The organism is Ralstonia soli (assembly GCF_023955655.1).
In the GTDB taxonomy this organism is placed as follows: Bacteria; Pseudomonadota; Gammaproteobacteria; order Burkholderiales; family Burkholderiaceae; genus Ralstonia; species Ralstonia soli.
Genome location: NZ_JAMXHT010000001.1, coordinates 68679 through 91592, shown reverse-complemented (window position 1 = coordinate 91592; position 22914 = coordinate 68679). Strand labels below are relative to the sequence as shown.

17 protein-coding genes and 4 pseudogenes are annotated in these 22914 nt (G+C 60.4%); 13 read left to right on the top strand and 8 right to left on the bottom strand.

Annotated elements, in window-relative coordinates; translation table 11 throughout:
* Positions 1-97: 97 nt before the first annotated feature.
* Positions 98-1483 (bottom strand): replication initiation protein, encoded by a 1386-nt coding sequence (locus NG900_RS00420; RefSeq protein WP_252675628.1) that lies wholly within the window; start codon positions 1481-1483, stop codon positions 98-100.
* 1096 nt (positions 1484-2579) lie between these two features.
* Here NG900_RS00420 and NG900_RS00415 point away from each other — a divergent pair.
* The gene (locus NG900_RS00415; protein ID WP_252675627.1) at positions 2580-3791 is read left to right on the top strand and encodes a ParA family protein; all 1212 of its coding nucleotides are present in this window, start codon (positions 2580-2582) and stop codon (positions 3789-3791) included.
* Positions 3792-3805: 14 nt separating this feature from the next.
* Entirely contained in the window at positions 3806-4759 is a 954-nt protein-coding gene (locus NG900_RS00410; protein ID WP_252675626.1) for a ParB/RepB/Spo0J family partition protein, read from the top strand.
* Positions 4760-6656: 1897 nt separating this feature from the next.
* Here NG900_RS00410 and NG900_RS00405 read toward each other — a convergent pair.
* Positions 6657-7847 carry a tyrosine-type recombinase/integrase gene (locus NG900_RS00405; protein ID WP_252675625.1) on the bottom strand — a complete coding sequence of 397 codons (1191 nt, stop codon included), beginning with the start codon at positions 7845-7847 and terminating at the stop codon, positions 6657-6659.
* Positions 7848-8013: 166 nt separating this feature from the next.
* On the opposite strand from NG900_RS00405, the gene NG900_RS00400 reads away from it, so the two are divergent.
* Positions 8014-8802 (top strand): cell envelope biogenesis protein TolA, encoded by a 789-nt coding sequence (locus NG900_RS00400; RefSeq protein ID WP_252675623.1) that lies wholly within the window; start codon positions 8014-8016, stop codon positions 8800-8802.
* A 785-nt stretch (positions 8803-9587) separates the two neighbouring features.
* Here the strand turns inward: NG900_RS00400 and NG900_RS00395 are convergent.
* Positions 9588-10553, bottom strand: coding sequence for a LysR family transcriptional regulator (locus NG900_RS00395; RefSeq protein ID WP_252675621.1), 966 nt, complete (start codon positions 10551-10553; stop codon positions 9588-9590).
* 109 nt (positions 10554-10662) lie between these two features.
* Here NG900_RS00395 and NG900_RS00390 point away from each other — a divergent pair, with 109 nt between their 5' ends.
* Positions 10663-12021, top strand: coding sequence for an NAD(P)/FAD-dependent oxidoreductase (locus NG900_RS00390; protein WP_252675619.1), 1359 nt, complete (start codon positions 10663-10665; stop codon positions 12019-12021).
* Between the two features lie 224 nt (positions 12022-12245).
* Here the strand turns inward: NG900_RS00390 and NG900_RS00385 are convergent, their stop codons facing one another.
* The gene (locus NG900_RS00385) at positions 12246-12521 is read right to left on the bottom strand and encodes a hypothetical protein (RefSeq protein ID WP_252675617.1); all 276 of its coding nucleotides are present in this window, start codon (positions 12519-12521) and stop codon (positions 12246-12248) included.
* 62 nt (positions 12522-12583) lie between these two features.
* Here NG900_RS00385 and NG900_RS00380 point away from each other — a divergent pair, with 62 nt between their 5' ends.
* Both NG900_RS00380 and NG900_RS00375 read left to right on the top strand, forming a co-directional pair.
* On the top strand, positions 12584-12874 hold the full coding sequence (locus NG900_RS00380) for an H-NS histone family protein (RefSeq protein WP_252675615.1): 291 nt from the start codon (positions 12584-12586) through the stop codon (positions 12872-12874).
* Between the two features lie 104 nt (positions 12875-12978).
* Positions 12979-13316 (top strand): annotated as a pseudogene (locus NG900_RS00375) (integrase core domain-containing protein); the annotation flags it as partial.
* 201 nt (positions 13317-13517) lie between these two features.
* On the opposite strand, the gene NG900_RS00370 reads toward NG900_RS00375, so the two are convergent.
* On the bottom strand, positions 13518-14489 hold the full coding sequence (locus tag NG900_RS00370; RefSeq protein ID WP_420804104.1) for a LysR family transcriptional regulator: 972 nt from the start codon (positions 14487-14489) through the stop codon (positions 13518-13520).
* A 120-nt stretch (positions 14490-14609) separates the two neighbouring features.
* Entirely contained in the window at positions 14610-14867 is a 258-nt protein-coding gene (locus tag NG900_RS00365) for a hypothetical protein (protein WP_252676936.1), read from the bottom strand.
* Between NG900_RS00365 and NG900_RS00360 the strand changes: the two genes are divergently transcribed.
* The 6 genes and pseudogenes from NG900_RS00360 to NG900_RS00335 form a co-directional block, all read left to right on the top strand.
* Entirely contained in the window at positions 14829-15962 is a 1134-nt protein-coding gene (locus NG900_RS00360; RefSeq protein ID WP_252675611.1) for an acyl-CoA dehydrogenase, read from the top strand. The two genes, NG900_RS00365 and NG900_RS00360, sit on opposite strands and share 39 nt — an antisense overlap.
* Before the next feature lie 171 nt (positions 15963-16133).
* Entirely contained in the window at positions 16134-17681 is a 1548-nt protein-coding gene (locus NG900_RS00355) for a CoA-acylating methylmalonate-semialdehyde dehydrogenase (protein ID WP_252675609.1), read from the top strand.
* A gap of 19 nt (positions 17682-17700) precedes the next feature.
* Positions 17701-18594 carry a 3-hydroxyisobutyrate dehydrogenase gene (gene mmsB / locus NG900_RS00350; protein WP_252675607.1) on the top strand — a complete coding sequence of 298 codons (894 nt, stop codon included), beginning with the start codon at positions 17701-17703 and terminating at the stop codon, positions 18592-18594.
* The gene (locus tag NG900_RS00345) at positions 18594-19391 is read left to right on the top strand and encodes an enoyl-CoA hydratase (RefSeq protein WP_252675605.1); all 798 of its coding nucleotides are present in this window, start codon (positions 18594-18596) and stop codon (positions 19389-19391) included. The genes mmsB and NG900_RS00345 overlap by 1 nt, the downstream gene beginning before the upstream one ends.
* The gene (locus NG900_RS00340; protein ID WP_252675603.1) at positions 19388-20542 is read left to right on the top strand and encodes an enoyl-CoA hydratase/isomerase family protein; all 1155 of its coding nucleotides are present in this window, start codon (positions 19388-19390) and stop codon (positions 20540-20542) included. Before NG900_RS00345 ends, NG900_RS00340 begins: the two co-directional genes overlap by 4 nt.
* 99 nt (positions 20543-20641) lie before the next feature.
* A pseudogene (locus NG900_RS00335) lies at positions 20642-21025 on the top strand (transposase); the annotation flags it as partial.
* 221 nt (positions 21026-21246) lie between these two features.
* Here NG900_RS00335 and NG900_RS00330 read toward each other — a convergent pair.
* Positions 21247-21438: pseudogene (locus NG900_RS00330) on the bottom strand (DHA2 family efflux MFS transporter permease subunit); the annotation flags it as partial.
* Positions 21439-21456: 18 nt separating this feature from the next.
* Between NG900_RS00330 and NG900_RS00325 the strand changes: the two are divergent.
* Positions 21457-21642 (top strand): annotated as a pseudogene (locus tag NG900_RS00325) (DHA2 family efflux MFS transporter permease subunit); the annotation flags it as partial.
* 13 nt (positions 21643-21655) lie between these two features.
* Here the strand turns inward: NG900_RS00325 and NG900_RS00320 are convergent.
* Positions 21656-22570 carry a TRAP transporter substrate-binding protein gene (locus tag NG900_RS00320; protein ID WP_252675601.1) on the bottom strand — a complete coding sequence of 305 codons (915 nt, stop codon included), beginning with the start codon at positions 22568-22570 and terminating at the stop codon, positions 21656-21658.
* Positions 22571-22914 lie beyond the last annotated feature (344 nt).

The window sequence follows — 22914 nt, the reverse complement described above, 5'->3', positions numbered from 1 at the left end:
TTCTGTATGGGCGGTTGCCCGACTTGCGGGCACAAACTGCTCGATAGCTGTAAGCCTCAGGACGATCCGCCGGACAGTCGAGCGGGCGTTCCGCTCATTACGGTTGTCCTTCTGCGCGGATCCTCTCCTTCAACTTGCTAAAAGCAAAGAGGCCGAATGCCCACGCCAAGTCGGCTTGCGCCAGAATATCCGTTTCCATAAGAACGCGGCCGTCCATCCGCAGCCGACGCAGCGTAAGCTTTCCCGCTTGCGAACTTTGGAAGGAGCGAACCAAGTCTTTGCGCGTCTTAGTGTCAGCGCGCTCGAATGCCTCCCTGCCCTGCCGCACTTCTTCTGCCATCTGATTCTGCATGGCTACTTCGCGTGCTGCGTGCGACTTCGCAACGAGCGCTTGTGACTCGGTGTTGATATTGTCCTTAGAGCGCTTTTCCTCAAGGACGGCCATCATTTGAAGTTCGGCATCCGGGATGCGCCAGTTGTCCTTCAAGGCCTTCATTAGGTAGCCGCCCGGGTTTTGCGTGACCTTCCCTTGCTTGAGGCGATGGCGCGTGTATTCGATGGCTTGAAGAATGCGCTCGTCAGTCCACGTCGCACGGTTGGCGGCGACAGTGTCAAATTGACGGGTGGTAAAGCCGAACTCGTTCTTCAGCGCGAGATACAACTCCTGTGCACCAAGTAGGTTGGCGACCACGGATTCCGCACCTTCCTTGCGCTTGATCCGGAAGCGGATGCGGTTAATCTTCTTCGTCAGCGCTTCCCGCGCGGTCTCGTACTCCAACTCGATGTCAGACAGTTCGTTGATCTGGCGAATGGCTGGCTCAAATGAGTCCCGCTTGAAATACTTGAACTCAGCACTAGCCGACGAAAGCTTGCCAGGCCAATAGCGAATGGTGTCCAGCGGAATCCAAGGCGTCGCTCCTTCCTCGACGTACGGAAGAACGTGGTCGTAGATGGCTCGAGCATAGGCCTGCGTGAAATTTGCGGTGATACGCAGGCTCAGCCAGTGCGATTTCGCTGGGTCCTTGATATGAGGGAGCAACTGCGACGGTACGTCGAAGCGTACACGGCCAGGTGCGAACGCAACCGTGTGTAAGAGGTGTACTGACACCCACGAGTCGTCGTCCGACGGCTCTTGCCCTGCTGGTGTTGCCGAGACCTGAATCAGTGCTTTTTGCGCTTCAGTGAAAAGCCCTTTGAGATGACGATGGTTGTTACTGTCATAGCGCATGAGCCACTTGAAGTAAGACAGTTCAACGTCATAGAACTGCGGGGAGCCCTCTGTTTGCGAGACGATGAAGTGGGCGGCATCTACAAGCCGGCGAGCAGTGACCCCAAGATCGACGATGTCGATGAAAACGTTGTTGCGTTGGAAGCCAACGTCGCGAGCTGCTTTGTCGATTGTCTGGCCAACAGCAAACATGTCCTCAAACAGGGAAAGCGACAACTGCTGCGCGGTTGCCCTCGCTTGTCCCTTCTCTGTCATGGTTGTCTCCCGCGCTCAAATTGTCCGGAAATCTAGCACGATGAGGTGAGTTGTCAAAACAAAAAAGCTCACCTTTGGAGAGCGAGTGAGCGGTTGATTCGTCTGTTTGTTTTTTGAAGTAAACCCCGAGCAAAACCAACTGACAGACAAACAAAGAGGGTTCCGTTGATCAAGTAAATCAATGAGTTAGTCCTGTGGAGGTGAGAGCATTTGGTGACAAAGGTGAGCCTCTGTGGTGGTCAGAGGTGAGTATCGTTGGTAGGGAAAGTGAGCCTCCTCGGGAGCAGAGGTGAGCTTGTTTGGCTCAGCAGATCGCCCATCCTCGCAAAGGTGAGCTTTTTTGGTATGGAAGGGCCGTTGAGCGCTGAAACCTTGGTGGTATATGGCAGCGTGGTTCTGCTGGGGCCGCCTGAGGTGAGCCTTTTTGGTGGCTAGGTGAGCTTTTTTGGTCCGGCCCTACGTTCTTGCGCCGGCGAGTCCTGTCTGCGTTGCGAACGCCAACAAAAAGGCTCACCTTTGAGTGATTAATAGAGCATTTTAAGCCAGTCGAGTCGGAGATTCCTGTTCAAGTAGGGTTCCAGGCTTTCGCACTAATACGGCTGCTACCAAAATGGCTCACCTTTGCTCCCCGGGACACGTGAATTCGAAGACATTGCAGGCCAAGTCGCGAACTCTAAGGTGAGCTTCTTTGGTGACGCGCGGCGGCGTTCTTCCCATTGCGAAGGCCGGAGGTGAGCTTTTTTGGTTACAGCGGAGGTGTTGTTTGGGCATGCGTGCCAAATGAGCTGAGCTTCGCCGGTAGTCTTAAATGCACAACGGTTAACGCGTGAGCTAGTTTCCTTTCTGCAGCCAAACATCCCGAAGGGCGCCGGCGCAGCACGGGCAGTTGGTAATTGCGAGCCTCATGGGCAGACGAGATAGGTAGGGTGGACGCAAACTGAATGGGCGATTTTTCGGCAAAGTTTAGAGAGGAGGTCGATACGCAGCTTTAATTCGACGCTTTGTCTCGTTTCTGAGAAAAAGCGTCGAAAATCGAAGCAGCCCTTCATTTCTCTTGTATCCTACGGCTCGTCGCGTTTTCAAGGAAAGTACCAATATGACAATGACGAGCCAACTGCCGGTTCTTGACCGAAGCGTGAGCCTGTCGGAAATTGCTGACTTTTCACAAAGGTTGAGTCAGCTCACCGGCGAACTGCGCAAGAAGATTCTTGCACCTCGGCCGCGCAAGAACCCCCCTACCTTCACCACTTCTCAGATCGCAGAGCTGTGTGGCCTGGACCGCAGCAAAGTTAATTACCTTGCAACGCGCGAAGGGGGCGAATTGCCGTCGGGGCAGGTGCACGGTACCGGACGCAGCCGCGAATTTACTCTTGCCGAAGCGCGGGCTTGGGTGCACCAAGTTTCCGATATTTACCAGACCGGTCTGGTGACTGGTGCAAGAGAAGGTGACGGCAAGATTCTGCTCGTCAGTAATTTCAAGGGCGGCTCGGCAAAGACCACCACGTCGATGTGCCTTGCGCAAGGTTTGTCGCTGCGTGGCCGAAAAGTGCTCGTCATCGACTTGGACCCACAGGCGTCTCTTTCTGAACTGTGCGGGCTGTACGCCGAGAAGGAGGTGGAGGAACATCAGACAGTCCTCCCCTACATCTACGACCAGAACATGGAAGGTGGCCTGCTGTCGGTGGCCCAGAGCACATACTGGGACGGATTAGACGTTATCCCTGCGCACACGTCGCTCTTTGCCGCCGAGTTTCACCTGCCGGGCATGGTCAAACAGAATCCCAACTTCAAGTTCTGGTCCATCCTGCGTCAGGGGCTCGAACCGCTGCGTAAGCACTACGACTACATCGTCATCGACACGGCTCCTTCGCTGTCATATCTGACGCTGAATGCACTCATGGCTGCAGATGCGATGGTTATGCCGCTGGTTCCGGAGAGCTTGGACTTTGTCAGTTCGGTGTCCTTCTGGGGATTGTTCTCTGACTTGGCGCAAAACTTCATGGCCATGGAAGAGGAGAAGCAGTATGACTTCATTTCAGTGCTGCTTTCGAAGGTGGACTACGGGGTTTCTTCCTCGGCGCCAATTGTTCGGGGCTGGGTCCAGCGTGCTTATGGCGACTGGCTGCATTCGATTGAGGTGCCAGCTAGCTCGGTATTGAGTAACGGTGCGCTCGCTTTTTCCACGGTATTTGACATCTCGAAGTCTTCGGTGAGCGCAAAGGCTTTTCAGCGTGTCCGGGAGCCTCTGGCGGATTTCTGCCGGTGGATTGATGATCAATACGTCGAACAGTGGAGGACCGCCCAATGAGCTTGCGGGACCGAATGGCTCAGCAGACCGCCGACCTGCGGTCGACTGCTGACATTAAGCCGAACGAGGTGGCAAAGCCGGCAAAGCCGCGGACTGGCCCGGGAATGATGGGAGCGCTCGCTGTTGCGGAGGCTCGCATCCAGGAGTTGGAGGCAAAGGCCGGGCAAGTGACAGTGCCGATCGCTCAGTGCGTGCCCAATCCGTGGCAGCCCCGTAAGAGCTTTGATCCGCTGAAGCTGTCCGAGCTGGCGGAGTCGGTTCGAGTGGCAGGGCTGCTGCAGCCGATTTTGGTACGCCGTAGTGCCGCTGGGTACGAAATCATTGCGGGTGAACGCCGCTGGCGTGCGTGCCAGATGCTTGGTTGGGTGGAAATCCCTGCACTGGTATCGGACTGCTCTGACGAAGAGATGGCCGTGTTCGCTTTGCTCGAGAACGTCGACCGTGAGGATTTGAGCGACTACGAAATCAGCATCTCCGTTCGGCGAGCTGCAAGTGAATTCCCCGAAAAGAAGAAGATGGCGACCGCGCTAGGGATGTCGCGTTCGGCGCTGTACCAATATCTCGCCTATGAGAAGCTGCCGGATTTTATCCAACGAGACTTGGAGTCAAAGCCCCGCTTGCTTGGGAGCACTGCTGCGGAAGCAGTGGTGAGCGCCATCCGGAGCCATGGCGAGAAAGGACATGCTGCCGCCCGGTCTTTGTGGACACTGGTGGTTGGGGGGAGCCTGGATCAGTCGAAATTTGCCGCAGCGATCAAGAGCCAGGCGACTCGTGGAGAAACGTCGAGTCCGCTGAATGGACGTAGCATCGACAAGTTCTTCGCGGGTAAGGAGCACGCGGGAAGCATTACCAAGGATGGTAGCGGCCTCACTGTCAAGTTCAAGTCAGGGGTGCTGACAGAAGCTCAAGAGACTCAAATTCGCCAATTGATTGGGGACATGTTCAGCATGCAGGGGAAGTTGCAGTAGTTGTGCTTGTTGATCGAGAAGAAGAAAAAGCCCGCCGTGAGCGTAATGCCGTTCAGTTAAGCGTGACTTGGCTGGCTCGCGACAACGCGAATTGAGTCAACAAGAAGGAAAAAGGCCGCCCCGACGTCAATCGGGGCGGCCTTTTTTGCCTTAACTGAACGGCATTACCGCCGTGAGCGGGCTTTTTTTTTGTGTCTTCGATTGAATTCGGTGGCGACTGCTTGTGCGACTTCGCGCCGGCCCAATGTTAGCCATCGGGATGTAGTGTCCAGACTCTGGACACTATCGGGAGTCGGGCTGCGGGCGGTGTCCGATGTTTTTGGTCTAATGTGATCCCATGTTCGCGCACCAGGTTTGGCGACAAAGTACTGTGGGCGAGCGTGTCCAGACTCTGGACACGCTCGCCCCAGCTAGCGCCTGCGTGCGAGATCTGTCGGCGCTCGACCCTATGAAGATTCCGTACACATGGGTCTGCAGATTTGCCTGCAACCCTCCCCTCGGCCAACGCAAACGAATTGCCGTTCAGTATTGACGAACTTTGCGTCTAGCGAGGTTGCGCTCCCCCTCCCCGGGGTATGTGGTGATCGGGTATGGCCGGGGCCAAGGTGAGCGTATTCGTAATGCCCCACGTTTCCGGCAGCAGCCAAAGGGCGAGCGACCACCGTTGCGATCCAATCGGCAGTAACGGCCGGGTCATGCTGGACGTGGTCGAGGCCGCCGCAACCGCATCACTTTCACATATATGAGCCTGGGTGAGGGAATTTCAGTGCGATACGGTTCCTATACGATGCAGCCTCCTACTAGATCGGCACGCCGTCTCAGTTCGAGGGGCAATCTTTAGCAACGACGGGCCATTCCCCACACGCTTGTCCGCCTGGGGGCTCAGAGCCATCGCCATTTCGTCCCTGCACACCGACTGCAAGCTACCAAACGGTCGAGTGCCTCATCCAATCTGCCGTGAGGGAGTAGCCCGAGCCTGGACGTATCCAAACTCAAGGACTGAACTCAAGCCTGGGCCATATAGAAGCATCAGTACGATCGGTGTCGACTGCAGGTTAGGATCACCAGCCCAGCCTAGATTTCCGAGATTGAGAGGTAGCCTTTGGATACTGCACCTCTAACCTCGGCAAGCTGCACGTTCGCCTGATCAAAGGTGCTGCGCGATTGAGACTTTTCTCTCAGTCAGCAGCAATTGACCCGCGTGCAGAGTGATCTTGCGATGCGCATGATCACTGCGTGGCCTTACCGCAAGGCAACAGGTGCCGTGAACCGTGCGATTCGGGTTGCCAGGCGGTCCGGCCGACGCCGAGGTGTGCTATTCGATTTCTTCTAGGCCGTGATCGCGGAAGGTGCCACATGCGCCATTCTTCGCCGTCAATGTGCAGCGTTGGCCATGCGCGAGTGGCACTGGGGTAGGGCAATGGCTGAACATACTTTCCGTCGAGAAACACTGAGCACCACGATGTTCCGGCGAGCCCCTTCTCGGATGCCTTTTCGGTGGAGAGGCCTGTGATGCTGATGACGTCGCGGTACCGCAACGGGAGCAAATGACTCGTTGAGAAGAAGGGAGTCCAGGTGACCCGCTTTCTCAGAGAAGCCCGCCACTCGGGGGAACACCGCGAAACAGGTATGAGCAATGGTCCCCGGAGCCTATTCACCAATGCGTAGGCATCGACGCGTTCGCGAAAGCTACGCGTAAATTGCACATCGAACTTGGAGGTATCTCCTCTGTTTGATCTGCCAACGGGCGCATTCGTAAGTGGCTTCCGCGTGAGAATTGAGAGGCGATCACAACATGGACTGCTATATACTGAAATCAGGTGCTGAAGTACATTCACTCCGTTTAAGCGTGGCGAACGATGACTTCAGTGGCTGTAAGGCCATCAGGGCAGGGGGGTCAACCCCGCAGTATCTCGTCGAGCGCAAGGCCCCCGTGGACCGAGTAGGCGAGGTCATCGAGTTCCTCGTGTGTATAGGTCCGTGTCGTATTGATGTCCTGATGTCGCAAAACGCGCTGCACATCGGTAACCGGTCTACCTGAACGCAGTAGCAGCGTTGCAGCACTGTGACGCAACCAGTGGGTCGAGGCATGGCGCAGCTTGTACGCCGCGTCGCTATCTCCTTTGCCTTCTAGAAGGATGGCTGCATCCTCAAAGGCTTGCTTCACGATGCTGTAGATGCCGTGGCGTGTGGCAACCGGCCGTGTCAGCAGGCGCTGCAGATCGAGGCTGCCGTGTGGATCTGTGCGCCGCCGCTTTCCGCCCGGCATGCAGGGGATCACAGCCGTCCCATCCGAAGATTTCGGTTCTGGGCTGAGGCCAATTCCACGGCGAAACGCAGAGATCTCGGGCATGGCGTTATCGCATGGCACGACCTGGTTTTGTCCTCCGCCGCCGTGGCGGACTACCACCAACCAATAGCTGCCGTGCTTCCCTTGCTTCTTTTCGAAATCCCTCCAAGTAAGGGCGGCCAACTCGGACGCGCGCATCCCCGTTTGAAAGGCGAGGGCGATCACCAAACGATCGCGATCGCGCTTGACGCGATCCCAAAACGTCGTCGCGGCTCGAGCCGCAATGGCGTCGAAGATTGCGCGCAGGTGAACCGGTTCCAGGTATCGCTGTTGCGAACCAGGGCCACGGCGTTCCTGTGAGCGGGCAAGCCGAGGGAAGGGGCTCACCCGAATCGCCTCCTGCTCAACCAGCCACTTGAAGAATGCCCCCGCGATCAACGCGCTTTGCCTGACCGACGCCGGCGAGAGCGGTTTGCGAAACGGACGCCAAGCTGCGCTGTCCTGGGTTCGGGTATCGCCAATGGCCTCTGGCGGCGGCGCCTGGAGCAGGCGCAAGTAGGCCAGGGCCTCCTCTTTGCCCCAGGTCTGGAAGCGATATCCGGTGACGTGGGCAAACCAAAGTAGACGCCGGCCCTCCAGCGCATACTGATTGGCCGTGTTGGGCCGGATACCCAGGCCGCCAGCGTGTTTGGCGCTAAGCCAGGCGGCGATCAGGGCGTCGTCGCCCGCGCCGGTTGGCAGCACGGCGCCGACCAACGCATTTTTGGTCGCAGGCAGCCCAATTGGTTGGTGACTCATGGGGCACTAAATTTGATAAGGAAGCGGCTAAAGCTGCAAGCAAAACCATTTTACCATTATTCTGTTAATGGTAAATCGTTATCAAAAAAGATCATATTAATAGTCACCATTAAGATCAAAGTTTTGGCTATAGTGATGGCATTGCTACTCTTTCCGTCCTGCCGCGATGGCCCGCACGCCAATTGCCTTCCCCGACGACCAATTGCATGCGATTCAGCTCGCCGTGCAGCAGCTCGCCGTGCGCTATCCCGATAACAGGTTATTCCTCGCTCGGGCGATCGAGGAGATTGACCGCATTGCCGGGCGCAGCTTCGGGCAGAAGGTGTACCGGCGCTTGCTTGTGGCCGCAGGTGTTGCCCGCACGCCGAGCACGGCCACCTTTCAAGCCGTTCTGGACGACCGCCGCGCCGCTACTGAAACAGCCGAGGGGGAGGTCGTTGACGTAACCGAAGGGCGCGAGGACAGTGTGCAGGCCTTCGTGCGGAAGGAGGTCCGGGTGGCGCTGCAGGACTGGGCGCCGTCGGCTCCGCCATCATCGATAGAAGGGGAGGGCGCGGCCGCTTGGTTGGCCGAGCACTGTGAACGGCTGGAGGTGGACAACCGCGCCCTGCGTGAGCAGCTGCAAGTGGCCCAGACGGAGGCCGCGGTTGCTCGCGCCCGGGAGGAGGCAGCCAGTGCGCTGTTTGCCCAGGTGCAGGCGGGAGCGTCGGCCCGCGAGCGCGAGCTGGTGGACCGGCTCGCCCGGGCGCCAGAGGAATTGCAGGCCTTGGCCGCGCGTCTCGAAGGGGCTGAGCGCCGCCGCCTAGTAGAGACTGACGCGATGCGTCAGGCGCTGCGCGACGAGCGCAGTGGCTTCGTAGCCCGGATTGAGACGTTGGAACGGGAACTAGCTTCCACCCGCACGGCGCTGGAAGTCTATCGACGAGGTGCGGGTAGCATCACAACAGGGCGCTAGCTCGCACTTTGATGCCGGACGTGCGGTCTGTCGTCATGCTTCGGGGTAGCTCCCTTATCAGCTTAATCGTGGCTCAGCTTATGCCGTCTTTTATGGGAAATCGGATGCCTGCATGTTGCGGTCCAATTTCCTCGGAAAAGTCGATAAGAGGACAATCCGCCACGACGAGGAAAAGCAATGGCAAAGGAAGTGCCTGTGCGAGCAGCCGGCGCCGCCAACGTAAAGCCAGGGCAGCGGGCACGCGATGGATGCCGAGGGTGAGCAGATCGGTCGCTATCGAGTACGGACCTGGATGCATATAGCGGGGCCGCGTCCGCGCTCACAGTTCAAGTTCATCGCAACCACACACAGCCGGCACGACCTGTCGGTCGCACCTGATGTCCTGGAGTGGCTGTTCGAGGTGAGATCGCCCGACCGAGCCAGGGTCTCGGGCATCAGCGTGCCGCAGCGAGCGGCGTAAGGGATGAGGCTATAGCCCTTCGCCATCGGTTTGCGGGCGCAGGTGGCCAGACTTTTCTTCATTGCTTAACAACCGCCATCCTGACGCGGGCTTCTTCGCTGACCGCCAGGGCACGTTTGTTGAGGCTGCTGGCTTCGGGCTCGATCCGCTCGTGGTGGCAGTGCCATTCCTACTGTTCGCGATCGGGTATCGCAGGGCGTGTAGCAGGTCAAACTCATTGTGCTTAAGGTTGCCACGCCGGTATAGCTCGTTCGACATGGCACAGCTTGAGCGGCTTCCTGGTCCCGTGGTTCGGTTATTTGACCAATGATGCTGGCGCTCTCAATCATCGCGCCGGCGCCGACTTCCTGCGTCTGTCTGGCGACGTCTTCGCATTGTCGATCACATGCGCGCCGTGCTCGACGACGAAATCGCGAAACAGGCCAGCCGCCTGAGAGATGCGCCGGTCGGAAAGCGTCACCACATACCATTCGCGCTCGACCGGATTGCCGGCGAATGGCAGTTGAGCGAGTAGTCCGGTCCGTAACTCAAGCGCACACGCATGCAGCGACAGGAATGCGACGCCAAGCCCCGCCTCGGCCATCTGCTTGATCGCTTCGTTGCTCGACAGCTCAGAGCCGATGTGAAGCCTGAGGCTCGATGCCTTGAACAGACTCTCGACCGTCGAACGGGTACCGGCACCACGTTCGCGGACCAGCAGATTCGCCGACTCCAGGTCTTTCAGCGACAACCGCTTGCGCCGCATCAGGCGATGGTCGGGCGCGGCGACGAATGCCATCGGATGCTTCGCAAACTCCGTCGCGTTCGTGCGCAGTTCCCTCGGCGGACTACCCATCACTGCGAGGTCAATCTCGTGCGTCGCGAGCATGCGGATGATGTCCTCGCGATTGCCGACCTTGAAGTAGGTCTTCACGTGCGGACGCGTCTCCGCGAACTTGACGAGAATCGGCGGAATCAGATACTCGGCCGTTGTAATAGCACCGATGCGCAACGTGCCACCAAGATCCCCCTTCAGCGCGGCGACTTCGTCGCCCGCCTCGCTCCATAACTGCAAAATCTCGCGTGCGTATCGCGCGAGAATCTCGCCTGCCGCGGTTAGCTGAACACCGCGCCCGACACGCTGCAGAACGCGTGCGCCGATGGCTTCCTCCAGCTGGCGGATTTGCAGCGACACCGCAGGCTGCGTCAGGTTCATCTCCTCAGCCGCTCGCGACACACTGCCCAGCCGCGTGACCATATCGAGCGCCTTCAGCTGCCGGAAGGTTGCTGGTCTAGATATAAGTGAAAGCATATGGGTTGACGAAAAACATTAAATTGTTTGTCTTCAACCGAGACTATATCGTGGGTGCTCACGGCCTGACAGCGGGCTACCGGACATTGCATTCAACGCGGAGCGCATCATGACCCACGCCCCCCTCATGCTCGACGCCGACAGCGGCTCGGACCTTCATCGCATCGTGATCATCGGCGGCGGCGCCGGCGGCCTGCATCTGGCGACGCGCCTTGCCGACACCGTTGGCCGGCGCCGCGCCGCGGAGATCGTGCTCGTCGACCGGTATCCGACGCACTTCTGGAAGCCGCTGCTGCACGAAGCGGCGACCGGGCATCGCGATCCGGCCAACCACCACATCGAATATTTAGCGCAGGCGAAGCGCTATGGGTTTCGCTTCGTTCAGGGCCAACTCGGGGACGTCGATCGCGACGCGTGCATCGCGGCAATCGGCGCCGTGCTCGACGCGGAAGGTGCAGAGATCCTGCCGCAGCGGCAGATCCGCTACGACAGCCTTGTGCTGTCCGTCGGCAGCGTGACGAACTTCTTCAACGTGCCGGGCGCAGCGCTTCACGCGCTGCCGCTCGAGAATGTCGAGCATGCTGAGGTCTTCCGCCGGAAGTTTCACGCCGCATGCGCGAAGGCGAATCACCGGCTCGAAACGGCCGGTGTGCGGAGCTCGCCTGCGGTGAGCATCAACGTAATCGGCGCGGGTGCAACTGGCGTAGAGCTTGCCGCCGCGCTCACGCACGCGGCCGATCAATTGTCGGCCTATCGCTTCCAGGCGTTAGATCCGAAGCGGGACGTTCGCATCCGGCTGATCGAAGGTGGCGTACGTGTGCTGCCGGCGCTTGACGAACGTGTGTCCGCCCGCGCCGCCGCAGCGCTACGCCGGCTCAACGTCGAGGTCGTGACCGGTGCGCGGGTGGCCGAGGTCCGGGCCGATTCACTCGTGACCGGCTCCGGCGACACGCTGGACAGCGACATCACGGTCTGGGCTGCTGGCGTGGCCGGCCCGGCATTCCTAAAGTCGCTACACGGCATCGCGCTGAATGCGGCGAACCAGATCATCGTCACCGACCAGTTGCAAACGCAGGGCGATCCTCGCATCTTTGCGTTCGGGGACTGCGCGGCGTGCCCGTCGGCTGCGAGTAACGGCTTCCTCCCGCCGCGAGCGCAGGTCGCACATCAGCAGGCGATGTATCTCGGCAAGGCGTTTGCGCAGCGCCTGTCGGGCAAGCCAGTGCCTGGCTTCACGTTCCGCGACGCGGGCACTGTCGTTTCGCTCGGTCAGGCCGGCGCTACCTATCAGACAGGCGGCAGCGTGCCGTCACGCGCGCTGATCGTGAACGGTGCGGCGGCGAGCGGGTTATATCGGTTGCTGTATCGCAAGCACCTGCTCGGCGTGTCGGGATTCAAGCATGCGGTGCTAGGAGTGCTGGCGCAGTGGCTTGGCCGTGGAAGCCGGCCGGCTATCAAACTGCATTGACCATCCGGAACGAGTGCCATCATGGCGCCGAGCCCGAGCCCGAGCCCGAGCCCGAGCCCGAGCCCGAGCCCGAGCCCGAGCCCGAGCCCGAGCCCGAGCCAAGTCGGCGGCCGCGCGCGAATCACGACCCCGGGCTTCTTTTCTTGGGGCCGGTGCTTCGGTCGACTTGGCTTGCGGAGGATTCGGTGGCGACGAGCGTTCGTAAAGCGTTGCTGCCTGCGGTGCTAGCGATGCAGGTGAAGAATATGGAGGTCATCCTCCGGCACACTGTAACTACTCGCATCCGACAATCTCAGCGTGGCGAGTCCGCTCAGTGGTGCTTCGAAGGAAGCTGCAGGTTGCGACTGAGGAATCCACAACAACTGGCAAGTGAAATACATCTGCCGCCACGGCGTGATCGAGCCAACCTTGTTTCCGTAGAGGTGCGGGGCGATCGATATTTGTCCATTGAGTCCCTGCTTTCCCGCATTCGGCGTAATGGTTGTCTCTTTGAAAGTCATCGAGTATGTGCTCATAGTAGTGGTACTCTCTTTTCGCCGATTAACACATACGAGGGGAAATCGTGGCGAAATATCAAGACCTATTGGCACAGAAGGCAGCGCTTGAAGAACAGATTGAAGTCGCCCGCCAAGCGGAGTTGCAGGCGGTGATTCAACAGGTTCGTCAAATCGTGCAGGACTACGGTCTAAGCGCGGAAGATCTCAGCCTGCAGCCCAAGCGCGGGAAGAAGGGGAGCGCGAAGGCCCCGGTTGCGCCGAAATATCAGGACCCTAAGACCGGTGCCACCTGGTCGGGTCGAGGCCGTGCGCCGGCATGGATAGGTAAGAACCGGGCGCGCTTCCTGATCGCGTAAGGAGGATTCGCGCACGCCGCTTGCGCCGGCCCACACTGGCATTGCCGACGTGGACGGCCACGGGCGCGCGCGAATCGCTGTCACGCGGCGCACCACTGGCACATGGCATCCCCACGCATGTGCGGTCGGACAACGGTGCGGAGATGACAGCGAACATCGTGCGTGACTGGCTGGGACGTTTGGGCGCGAAGACGCTGTTCATCGCACCGGGCAGCCGGTGGGAGAACGGCTACTGCGAGTCCTTTAACGGCAAGCTGCGCGATGAGCTACTCAACGGCTAACTGTTCTACAGCCTCAAGGAAGCGCAGGTCGTCATTTTGAACAATGGCGCCGGCACTACAACACGCGGCGCCCACATTCGTCGCTTGGATACCGTCCGCCGGCACCTGCCGCCCACTGGCCAACACCGATGACCGCACAGCAACCAGGCGCCATCCAATAAACTTCAACCCTCTCACAAGAACTGGACCGGAATACCGGTCACGTTACTTTGTGAAAAACCGCGAAGACCGAAGGGGCAAGAGAGGGGTTGGAAAGTGAGGTTTTCGTTGTGTTTTGCACGGCCCGCAATAGGGCGTGAAGCAGATAAAGGAAGCGGTGTCAGTATTTAAGCTGCACGATGCCCGTTGATTTGTATTTCCTTCTACACAAAGCGAAGGGTTCCAGACGTTCCCTCCAGCAAAGCGCGGTTCTCCTCTGCAGCGGTACGCAAGTAGTCCCAAAGCACCGTAATGCGCCGCAGCTTACGTAAGTCCTCACGACATGACAGCCAGAAGCATCGGGTCAGGGAGATTTCCTCCGGCAGCACGGGGACGAGCATCGGCTGCTGCGCGGCCATGAAGCAGGGCAAGATTGCCAGCCCCCCTCCTTGCAGTGTGGCGACGTACTGCGCAATCACGCTGGTGGTGCGTAGGCCCGCCGCGGCGCCTGGGACCGTTCGCTCGAGATAGAGCAACTCGTCACTGAATGCTAGATCGTCCACATAGCTGACGAAGTCATGGTTACGCAGGTCGTCTTTGGTAATGATAGGTGCCTGGCTCGCCAGGTATTCGCGGGTGGCATAAAGCTTAAGGTTGTAGTCGCACAGCTTGGTGAAGACGTAAGGGCCGCGATCCGGTCGATCGAGGGCGATGGCAAGATCTGCCTCACGCTTGGTCAGACTGACAAAGTGGGGAACCGGTAGCAGATCCACGGTTACGTGCGGGTGTGCGATGCGAAACTGGGTCAATTGAGGTGCGAGGAAGAAACATCCGAATCCTTCAGTCGAGCCTATGCGCACATGGCCGGACACTGCGTGCCCAGTGTTGGCCACTTGGTCGCAGGCCGATTGCACTGTGGTTTCCATGGCATCGACGTAGGCCACCAGCTGTTGTCCTTCAGCAGTGAGCGTAAAGCCACTGGAGCGAGACTTGTCGAACAGTAGCGTACCCATGGCTTCCTCAAGAATGCGTATGCGACGCGCAACGGTCGTGTAGTCCACACCCAGGCGCTTGGCTGCGGCGCTCGCGCGCTGAGTGCGCGCCACCTCCAAGAAGAAACGCAGGTCATCCCAGTTGAGCTTGCTGAGGGCGTGGTTAGAAGATGTGTACACGGGGCTCGGTCCTTGTCTCGTCATTTCGCTGCACGGAGCTCGGCAGTCGCCTCACAGTCTTGGCAGGGCGGGTCGCTATCTTCGATGTGCATTTATGCATATCTAACCTGTTCTTTTGCGCCTACACCGTAGTTGTTTGCATAACTATACTCGACCATCAAAAGCAGCTACCGGGATGCCGCAGCGCGGCCAAATCCGCTCACACGCTGCAATCAGAACAACGGAGACATCGTGCAAACGCCATCGACTTTCGATGATTGCGTCGCCGCCATGCCAGCGCATACAGCCGAGGAACGCCTGATTGGGTGTGGCGTATTTGCATGGATCTTCACCCAACTCGCGCGCAGCGCGCTTGCCTGACAAATGAATGATTTTTATACCGAAGAACAGCGAATGATCCACGCCGCTGCTCACGATTTTGCCGTCGAGCGCTTGGCGCCCAACGCAGCGCAATGGGATCGCGACGGAGTGCTGCCTGATGGCGTTGTGCAGCAGATGGGGGAGCTGGGGCTGTTGGGCATGATTGTGCCCGCGGAGTGGGGAGGCTCCTACACCGACTACGTTGCCTATGCGTTGGCGCTGGAAGAAATCGCGGCAGGCTGCGCGGCTTGCGCGACGCTCGTGAGCGTGCACAACTCGGTTGGCTGCGGCCCCATTTTGAAGTTCGGCACCGAGGCGCAGAAGACTCGCTACCTGCCAGACCTCGCCACGGGGCGTGCGATCGGAGCATTTTGCTTGACTGAACCGCACGCCGGATCGGAAGCCCATAACCTGCGCACGCGCGCCGTGCTGCGCGACGGCCATTGGGTCATTACTGGCAGTAAGCAATTTGTCACCAACGGCGAGCGCGCCGATATTGCCATCGTGTTTGCCGTGACCGATGCGGAAGCTGGCAAGCGTGGCATCTCGGCCTTTATTGTGCCGACGGATACGCCGGGGTTTCACGTCGGGCGGCCTGAGCACAAGCTTGGCATCCGTGCATCGGACACGTGTCCGATTACGCTAGAAGACTGCACCGTCCCTGAAGATAGCCTACTGGGGGGACGCGGCGAAGGGCTGAAGATTGCGCTATCCAATCTGGAGGGCGGGCGCATCGGCATCGCGGCACAGGCAGTCGGCATTGCGCGTGCAGCGTTCGATGCTGCGCGCAACTATGCCAGCGAACGGATTCAGTTCGGTAAAGCGCTGCGAGAGCACCAAGCGATCGCCAATATGCTGGCCGACATGGCCACGCGCTTGAACGCCGCACGGCTGTTGGTGCACCACGCTGCACGGCTGCGTGGCGCCGATCTTCCGTGCCTGTCGGAGGCCTCGCAAGCCAAGCTCTTTGCTTCTGAACTGGCCGAGGAAATTTGCTCCAAAGCGATTCAGATTCACGGCGGCTATGGCTATCTGGCTGATTACGCCGTGGAACGCCACTATCGCGATGCACGCATCACGCAGATCTACGAAGGGACCAGTGAAGTCCAGCGGATGGTGATCGCGCGCAGCGTTTGATGCGCTATTCCATCCATTAGAAAAGACACAAATTTATCCCTTGAAGATTCGTGACATCACGCCGGACAGATCCCGCTCAGTTGAATGGGGGTACCCGGAAGAAGCAATACCGAATCTCATCTAGCTTTTGACATCTATTCCAATCGTTCTCGATTTGTACAGGAGACTCTCATGACCGCCGTTGCCTCTCTCGCTTCCGCCAAGCCTGCCGCCAACCAGGACACCCCGCCCACCGTCAAGCTGCTGATCGGCGGTGAGTTCGTCGAATCCAAGTCGAAGGAGTGGCGCGACATCGTGAACCCCGCCACGCAGGAAGTGCTGGCGCGCGTGCCGTTTGCTACGGCAGCCGAGGTGGATGCGGCCATCCAGTCCGCACACGCGGCCTTCGCAACGTGGAAGAACACGCCGGTCGGTGCGCGCATGCGCATCATGCTCAAGTTCCAGGCGCTGATTCGCGAGCACATGCCGCGCATCGCCCGCACGCTCACCGCCGAGCAGGGCAAGACACTGCCCGATGCCGAGGGCGACATCTTCCGCGGCCTGGAAGTGGTGGAGCACGCGTGCTCGGTGGGTTCGCTGCAGCAGGGCGAGTTTCTGGAGAACGTGGCCGGCGCGGTGGATACCTACACGCTGCGCCAGCCGATTGGCGTGTGCGCGGGCATCACGCCGTTCAACTTCCCCGCCATGATCCCGCTGTGGATGTTCCCGATGGCCATCGTGTGCGGCAACACGTTCGTGCTCAAGCCGTCGGAGCAGGATCCGCTGTCGACCATGCTGCTGGTGGAACTGGCGCTGGAAGCCGGTGTGCCGGCTGGGGTGCTGAACGTTGTGCACGGCGGCAAGGATGTGGTGGACGCGCTCTGCACGCATGAGCACATCAAGGCGATTTCGTTTGTGGGTTCCACCGCAGTCGGCACGCACGTGTACCGACTGGGCAGCGAGCACGGCAAGCGCGTGCAGTCGATGATGGGCGCCAAGAACCACGCCGTGGTGCTGCCCGATGCCAACCGCGAGCAGACTCTCAACGCGCTCGCCGGTGCGGGCTTCGGCGCCGCCGGGCAGCGCTGCATGGCGACCTCGGTGGTGGTGCTGGTGGGTGCCGCTCAACAGTGGGTGCCGGACCTGATCGCCAAGGCGAAGACGCTCAAGGTGAATGCTGGTGTGGAGCCGGGCACGGACGTCGGCCCCGTGGTCTCGCGCGCGGCCAAGCAGCGCATCCTCGGCCTGATCGAATCGGGCGTGCAGCAGGGCGCCACGCTGGCACTGGACGGTCGCAACGTGCGCGTAGCCGGCTACGAAGATGGCAACTTCGTCGGACCGACCATCTTCACTGACGTGAAGACCGACATGGACATCTACACCAACGAAATCTTCGGCCCCGTGCTGCTGGTGCTGACCGTGCCCACGCTGGACGAGGCCATCGCGCTGGTCAACCGCAACCCGTTCGGCAACGGTGTGGGCCTGTTCACGCAGAGCGGCGCATCGGCACGCAAGTTCCAGAGCGAGATCGACGTCGGCCAGGTCGGCATCAACATCCCCATTCCGGTGCCGGTGCCGTACTTCAGCTTTACTGGCTCGCGCGGCTCCAAGCTGGGTGATCTGGGCCCGTACGGCAAGCAGGTCGTGCAGTTCTACACGCAGACGAAGACCGTGACCGCCCGCTGGTTTGACGATGCGGTGGATGCCGGCGGCGTGAACACCACCATCAGCCTGCGCTGATCAGCCAAGGAGCGTTGTCATGAAGATCGCATTCATCGGCCTGGGCAACATGGGCGCCCCGATGGCGCGCAACCTGCTCAAGGCAGGCCACACGCTCAGCGTGTTCGACCTGAACACGCAAGCGGTCGGTTCGCTGGTGGAGGCCGGTGCCACGGCCGCCGCTTCACCCAAGGAAGCCGTGACCGGCGCGGAGACCGTCATCACCATGCTGCCCGCCGCCGCCCACGTGCGCCACGTGCTGAGCGCAGACGACGGTGTGCTGGCTGGCATCGGCAAGGGCGTGCCCATCATCGATTCGAGCACCATCGACCCGGCCAGCGCCAAGGCGTTTGCAGCACTGGCAGCCGAGCATGGCAACACTTTCATCGACGCGCCGGTCTCGGGTGGCACGGGCGGTGCGGCGGCGGGCACGCTGACCTTCATGGTAGGCGGCAGCGCAGCGGCGTTCGAGCAGGTGCGCGAGGTGTTGTCCGCCATGGGCAAGAACCTCGTGCACTGCGGTGACACCGGTGCAGGCCAGGGTGCGAAGATCTGCAACAACCTCGTGCTCGGCATCACCATGGCGGGCGTGGCGGAGGCCATGTCGCTGGGTGAGGCGCTGGGCATCGACCCGAAGGTGCTGGGCGGCATCATCAATACGTCCACCGGCCGCTGCTGGAGCTCGGACACGTACAACCCGTTCCCGGGAGTGATCGAAACCGCGCCGTCGTCGCGCGGCTACACCGGCGGCTTCGGCACCGACCTGATGCTGAAGGACCTGGGCCTGGCAGGCGACGCAGCCAAGTCGGTCCGCCAGCCGGTCTATCTGGGCGCACTCGCGCAACAGCTCTATCAAACCGTGAGCGCCAAGGGCGACGGCAAGCTGGATTTCTCCGCCGTCATCAAGCTCTATCGACACGAAGGAGCCGAGTGATGATCGAACTCGACTTTCTGCACGACAACACCATTGCGCTGCTGACGCTCAAGCGCCCGCCGGCCAACGCCTTCACGCCGGAAGGTTTGCTGCAACTGCAATCCACCGTCGAACAACTGAATGCCGATGCACGCGTGCGCGCCATCGTCATCACCGGCGATGGCCCGAAATTCTTTAGCGCTGGGGCTGACCTCAACACCTTTGCCGATGGCGATCGCGATGTGGCCCGTGAGGCCGCCGCACGCTTTGGCGCGGCATTCGAAGCGTTGCAGAACGCGCGCCCCGTGGTGATCGCTGCCATCAACGGCTTTGCGATGGGCGGCGGGCTGGAGTGCGCGCTGGCCTGCGATATCCGCATCGCAGAAACACACGCCAAGCTGGCGGTGCCGGAAACCGCCGTCGGCCTACTGTGCTGCGGCTGCGGCACGCAGACCTTGCCGTGGCTGGTGGGCGAAGGCTGGGCCAAACGCATGATCCTGACCGGCGAGCGTGTCGATGCGCAGTCTGCTTTGCGTATTGGCCTCGTTGAAGAGGTGGTGGAAACCGGTGCCGCACGCGAGGCCGCCATCGCGATGGCGCAGCGCGTGACGATGCTCAGCCCGCAGGCCGTCACCTTCAGCAAGCAACTGATCCACCAGGCGCGCAACGGTGTGCCGCGCAGCGCAGCGCTGGCCGTGGAGCGCGAACGCTTTGTCGACCTGTTCGATCACCCGGACCAGCGCGAGGGCGTGAACGCCTTCCTCGAGAAGCGCACGCCGCGCTGGCAGTCCGCATCGGAATCGGAGACGCTGCAATGAGCGCAGTCCAGATGCAGGCGACGCTGCCCGATACGACCACCGCTGAGTCCGAAGTGCTGATGCGTGTGGTGAACCGTGTGGCCATCATCACGCTGAACCGGCCCGCTGCACTGAATGCGCTGTCGCACGGCATGGTGCGGCAACTGGCGGTGCTGCTGGAGCAATGTCGCCACGACGACGGCATCGTCGCGCTGGTGGTGCGCGGCGCGGGCCAGAAGGGCTTCTGCGCAGGCGGCGACGTGCGTTCGCTCTATCAGCTTGCGCAACAGGGCCGCATGGAAGGCAACGACGGCTGGCTGCAATTCTTCGTCGATGAATACCGGCTCGATTACGCGCTGCACCAGTTCCCGAAACCCATCGTCGCGCTGATGGACGGCATCACCATGGGCGGCGGCATGGGCCTTGGGCAGGCTGCGCGCCTGCGCGTGGTGACCGAGCGCACGAAGATGGCGATGCCCGAGACGCGCATCGGCTTCCTGCCCGATGTGGGCGCGACACACTTCCTGAGCGTGATGTCGCCTGAGTTGGAACTGTACGTGGGGCTGACGGGTGTGACCCTCACGGGAGCCGACGCGCTGCATTGCCATCTGGCCGATGTGTGCGTGCCCGCAGAATGGCTCGCCTCGTTTGAAGACCGGCTGCAACGCATGCCGCACGATGGTGACTTGATGCAGGCGTTGCGCCGCGTGTTCGAGCCGCCGTGCAACGTTGTACCGCACGCGCCGTTGGCTCAAGCCATGCCGTGGGTGGTGCGCCATTTCGATCGGCGCTCGTCGGTCGACCGCATTGTCGCGACGCTGCGCGAAAGCCTGGGGCGGGAAGCCGCACGTGAGCCGCGCCAGTGGCTGCAGGCCACACTCGACGCCATGACCACGCACTCGCCGACGATGCTGCACGTGACGCGCGAAGCGCTGCTGCGCGGCCGGCAGCTTTCACTGGCCGAGTGTTTCCAGATGGAGCTGGGTATCGTGGCACGCGGGATTCAGGAAGGGGATTTCTGCGAAGGCGTGCGTGCGCACCTGGTGGACAAGGATCATCGCCCCGGCTGGGCACCCTCCACCTTGCGGGAAATCCGGCCGGAGCGAGTGATGCATTTCCTGTCGTCGCCGTGGCGAACCGAGGCCCACCCGCTAGCTGATCTTGGTAATTAGAGGGGATGTATGTAGTTTGCCGCTGCTGACGTTGCAGCCATCACCACAAGATTGGCAATCGATAGGTGTGTGGCCTCATCGGGCCCCTTAACGAACGACGTGTGGTGCGAGCGATGTGGCGGACCCAGGATGGAGAAGCTTAACTGGCTGGGTGGCTACGAAAGAGTGACGCAGCGATTCGCAGAAGCCTGCTAGAAGCGGCTGCAGTCGATCAGCGTACAGGCGGTGGCCGCAGGCCATTGCTATGCCACGGTGGTGGTCGATTTGATCGATCGGCGGGAGCTCTGGATCGGGCCGGAGCGCTCTCGTGCGACCGCCCGCGCCTTCTTCGAACAGCTTCCAGAGGGCGCCACCGAGCGCACCGGGGCGTTGGCAATCGACATGACGACCGCCTACGAAACGGAGATCAGCGCGCGTTGCCGGGGCGTGGCACGCGCCGATACAGCGCTGAATGTCCTCGCCGGCAGGCGTATTACGCCAAGGCGCAAGCCAGGCATGATTTGCTCGCGCCGGTTGGTGTCGAGGACTAAGCTTGAGTTAGCTTGGGCGCGTCGTACACGTTGTCGGAAGAGGCTTATGAGACTGCGGGAAAGCCAGAGGGCGTAGGCGCAAATCCGGGCACCCAAGCACGCAAATCTAGCACCTCAATTGGTTGTTGCCCCGCCCGGAAACCCCTCCTGCATAACGGGCGGGGAGCGCCCGAAGGCGACACCGATGGCGCCACCGAGGATGCGCATCAGATTGAATAGCCAGGAGGCGAGCTTCAATCTGGCCGGCGGCAAACTGCCCAGTGTGAGCATGACCGTCGGCGCGACGGCAAATTGCTGTGCCATGCCGCGCAACGCTTGAGGTTGCATGAGCTCAGCAGCCCCCCAGTCATGCGTGATCAGCGCGAAGCTTTTCTTGGTGTAGGGTCAATCTACCTGACGCCCCTTTTTCTGGGCGAGGTGCGCGGCTTCGGCGCCTCGATCGGTCTCGCGATTTTTTCAACAGGCCTGTTCCAGATGCTCTCCATTCCGCTCTATGCGTTTCTGGCAAACCGGATGGATTTGCGTTGGCCGCTGACGTTTGGGATCAGTCTGTTTGCGGTGTCGACGTGGGTCCTGAAGAATGCTATCGAGCGCTAGCCCTCGTGCAAAGCCATGTGTCGAGCAAAGCCAACCACGGGCCTTCGACCTGCGTACGCCAGTGCGCAATGGCGGTCGAACCGGCATCGCGCAGAGCCCGCTGCACCTCGGCAGTGGGCGCACCGTTGATTTTCACACCATTCGCTCGCATACGCCTTGTGTTCTCTGCCAATCTGGTCTTCAGCCGAGCCCATTGCCTATCTTCGGTAACTTGGGCCGCAATCGCGACCGCATGTTGTTGGGATGGCGATAAGGCATTCCATGCACGAGTGCCGACCGCCGCAAAAGACAGCGGCATGGCATAGCCGATGGCGGTGAAATGCGGCAAATGGTCCCACAGTTTTCTGCCGGCACCACCGTCACCCGAAGACAATACTGCGCTGACTGTACCCTCTTTCAGTCGTGATAGCGCTTCTCCAAATGATAGGTGCAGAGCGGAAGCACCCGTCGCTCGGAGCACCGCCGCGGACGTCTCATCATAAGTACGTACGATCAGTGCACGGAGGTCCTCGAGTGTATGGATTGGATTGCGAGACCAGAGACCGCTTGGCGGCCAAGGGGACATGTAGAGAAGCTGTTGCCCTTGCTTCTGGAGCGCGTTCCCATACGCTTCACGTGCCAATGAGGCAAGTTGATACGTGTCATCGACCGACGTCGTCAAGAACGGCAGAGAAGACAGCAAGAATGCTGGATCGCAGTCACCCAACGCCCCACAAAATGCATCGCCACCGGCAAGCGTACCATCGCGGATAGCTGCAGCAATGTGGGAGCAGGCATTCCTATCATCACCCTCGAAAGTGCGGTCCACTGTCACGGATCCCTGGGACTGCCGGGCGACCTCAAGCGCGAATGTCTCCAGTCCCTCTCCGGGCATCGACGTCTTCGGGTACTCAGTGGCCATCTGCCAGACTGCAGACGTGGGTTCACATCGCTCGAAAGGTTCGTTAGTCACCGTGTGCCTCTCTCTAAGGACATGCTCGCGTGCCACGGGGATGACCAGCGCCGTTGTACTGACCGAGGCAACAGAGCAGGGGTTCTCGGGATGGTGTGGCGGATGTATGTACTTTGCCACCATGGCTTCTACCGTTTGCGCAGACCCACCGAGTCCGCGACGCGCTTGAAACCCTCGTACTTGCGAAGCTGGAGGTTGCGCATCCCATCGCCCTTCAAGTCAAAGAGCCCCTGGCTGCCCGTTCGCGCAGGCACTGCAAGCGATAAGAAGAAGGGCCAATTTAGCCCGGAATC

Excerpts from the sequence above, each read along its gene's own strand:
- NG900_RS00420 (WP_252675628.1), bottom strand. The coding sequence starts at position 1,483 with ATGACAGAGAAGGGACAAGCGAGGGCAACCGCGCAGCAGTTGTCGCTT.
- NG900_RS00415 (WP_252675627.1), top strand. The coding sequence starts at position 2,580 with ATGACAATGACGAGCCAACTGCCGGTTCTTGACCGAAGCGTGAGCCTG.
- NG900_RS00410 (WP_252675626.1), top strand. The coding sequence starts at position 3,806 with ATGGCTCAGCAGACCGCCGACCTGCGGTCGACTGCTGACATTAAGCCG.
- NG900_RS00405 (WP_252675625.1), bottom strand. The coding sequence starts at position 7,847 with ATGAGTCACCAACCAATTGGGCTGCCTGCGACCAAAAATGCGTTGGTC.
- NG900_RS00400 (WP_252675623.1), top strand. The coding sequence starts at position 8,014 with ATGGCCCGCACGCCAATTGCCTTCCCCGACGACCAATTGCATGCGATT.
- NG900_RS00395 (WP_252675621.1), bottom strand. The coding sequence starts at position 10,553 with ATGCTTTCACTTATATCTAGACCAGCAACCTTCCGGCAGCTGAAGGCG.
- NG900_RS00390 (WP_252675619.1), top strand. The coding sequence starts at position 10,663 with ATGACCCACGCCCCCCTCATGCTCGACGCCGACAGCGGCTCGGACCTT.
- NG900_RS00385 (WP_252675617.1), bottom strand. The coding sequence starts at position 12,521 with ATGACTTTCAAAGAGACAACCATTACGCCGAATGCGGGAAAGCAGGGA.
- NG900_RS00370 (WP_420804104.1), bottom strand. The coding sequence starts at position 14,489 with ATGACGAGACAAGGACCGAGCCCCGTGTACACATCTTCTAACCACGCC.
- NG900_RS00360 (WP_252675611.1), top strand. The coding sequence starts at position 14,829 with ATGAATGATTTTTATACCGAAGAACAGCGAATGATCCACGCCGCTGCT.
- NG900_RS00355 (WP_252675609.1), top strand. The coding sequence starts at position 16,134 with ATGACCGCCGTTGCCTCTCTCGCTTCCGCCAAGCCTGCCGCCAACCAG.
- mmsB (WP_252675607.1), top strand. The coding sequence starts at position 17,701 with ATGAAGATCGCATTCATCGGCCTGGGCAACATGGGCGCCCCGATGGCG.
- NG900_RS00345 (WP_252675605.1), top strand. The coding sequence starts at position 18,594 with ATGATCGAACTCGACTTTCTGCACGACAACACCATTGCGCTGCTGACG.
- NG900_RS00340 (WP_252675603.1), top strand. The coding sequence starts at position 19,388 with ATGAGCGCAGTCCAGATGCAGGCGACGCTGCCCGATACGACCACCGCT.
- NG900_RS00320 (WP_252675601.1), bottom strand. The coding sequence starts at position 22,570 with ATGGCCACTGAGTACCCGAAGACGTCGATGCCCGGAGAGGGACTGGAG.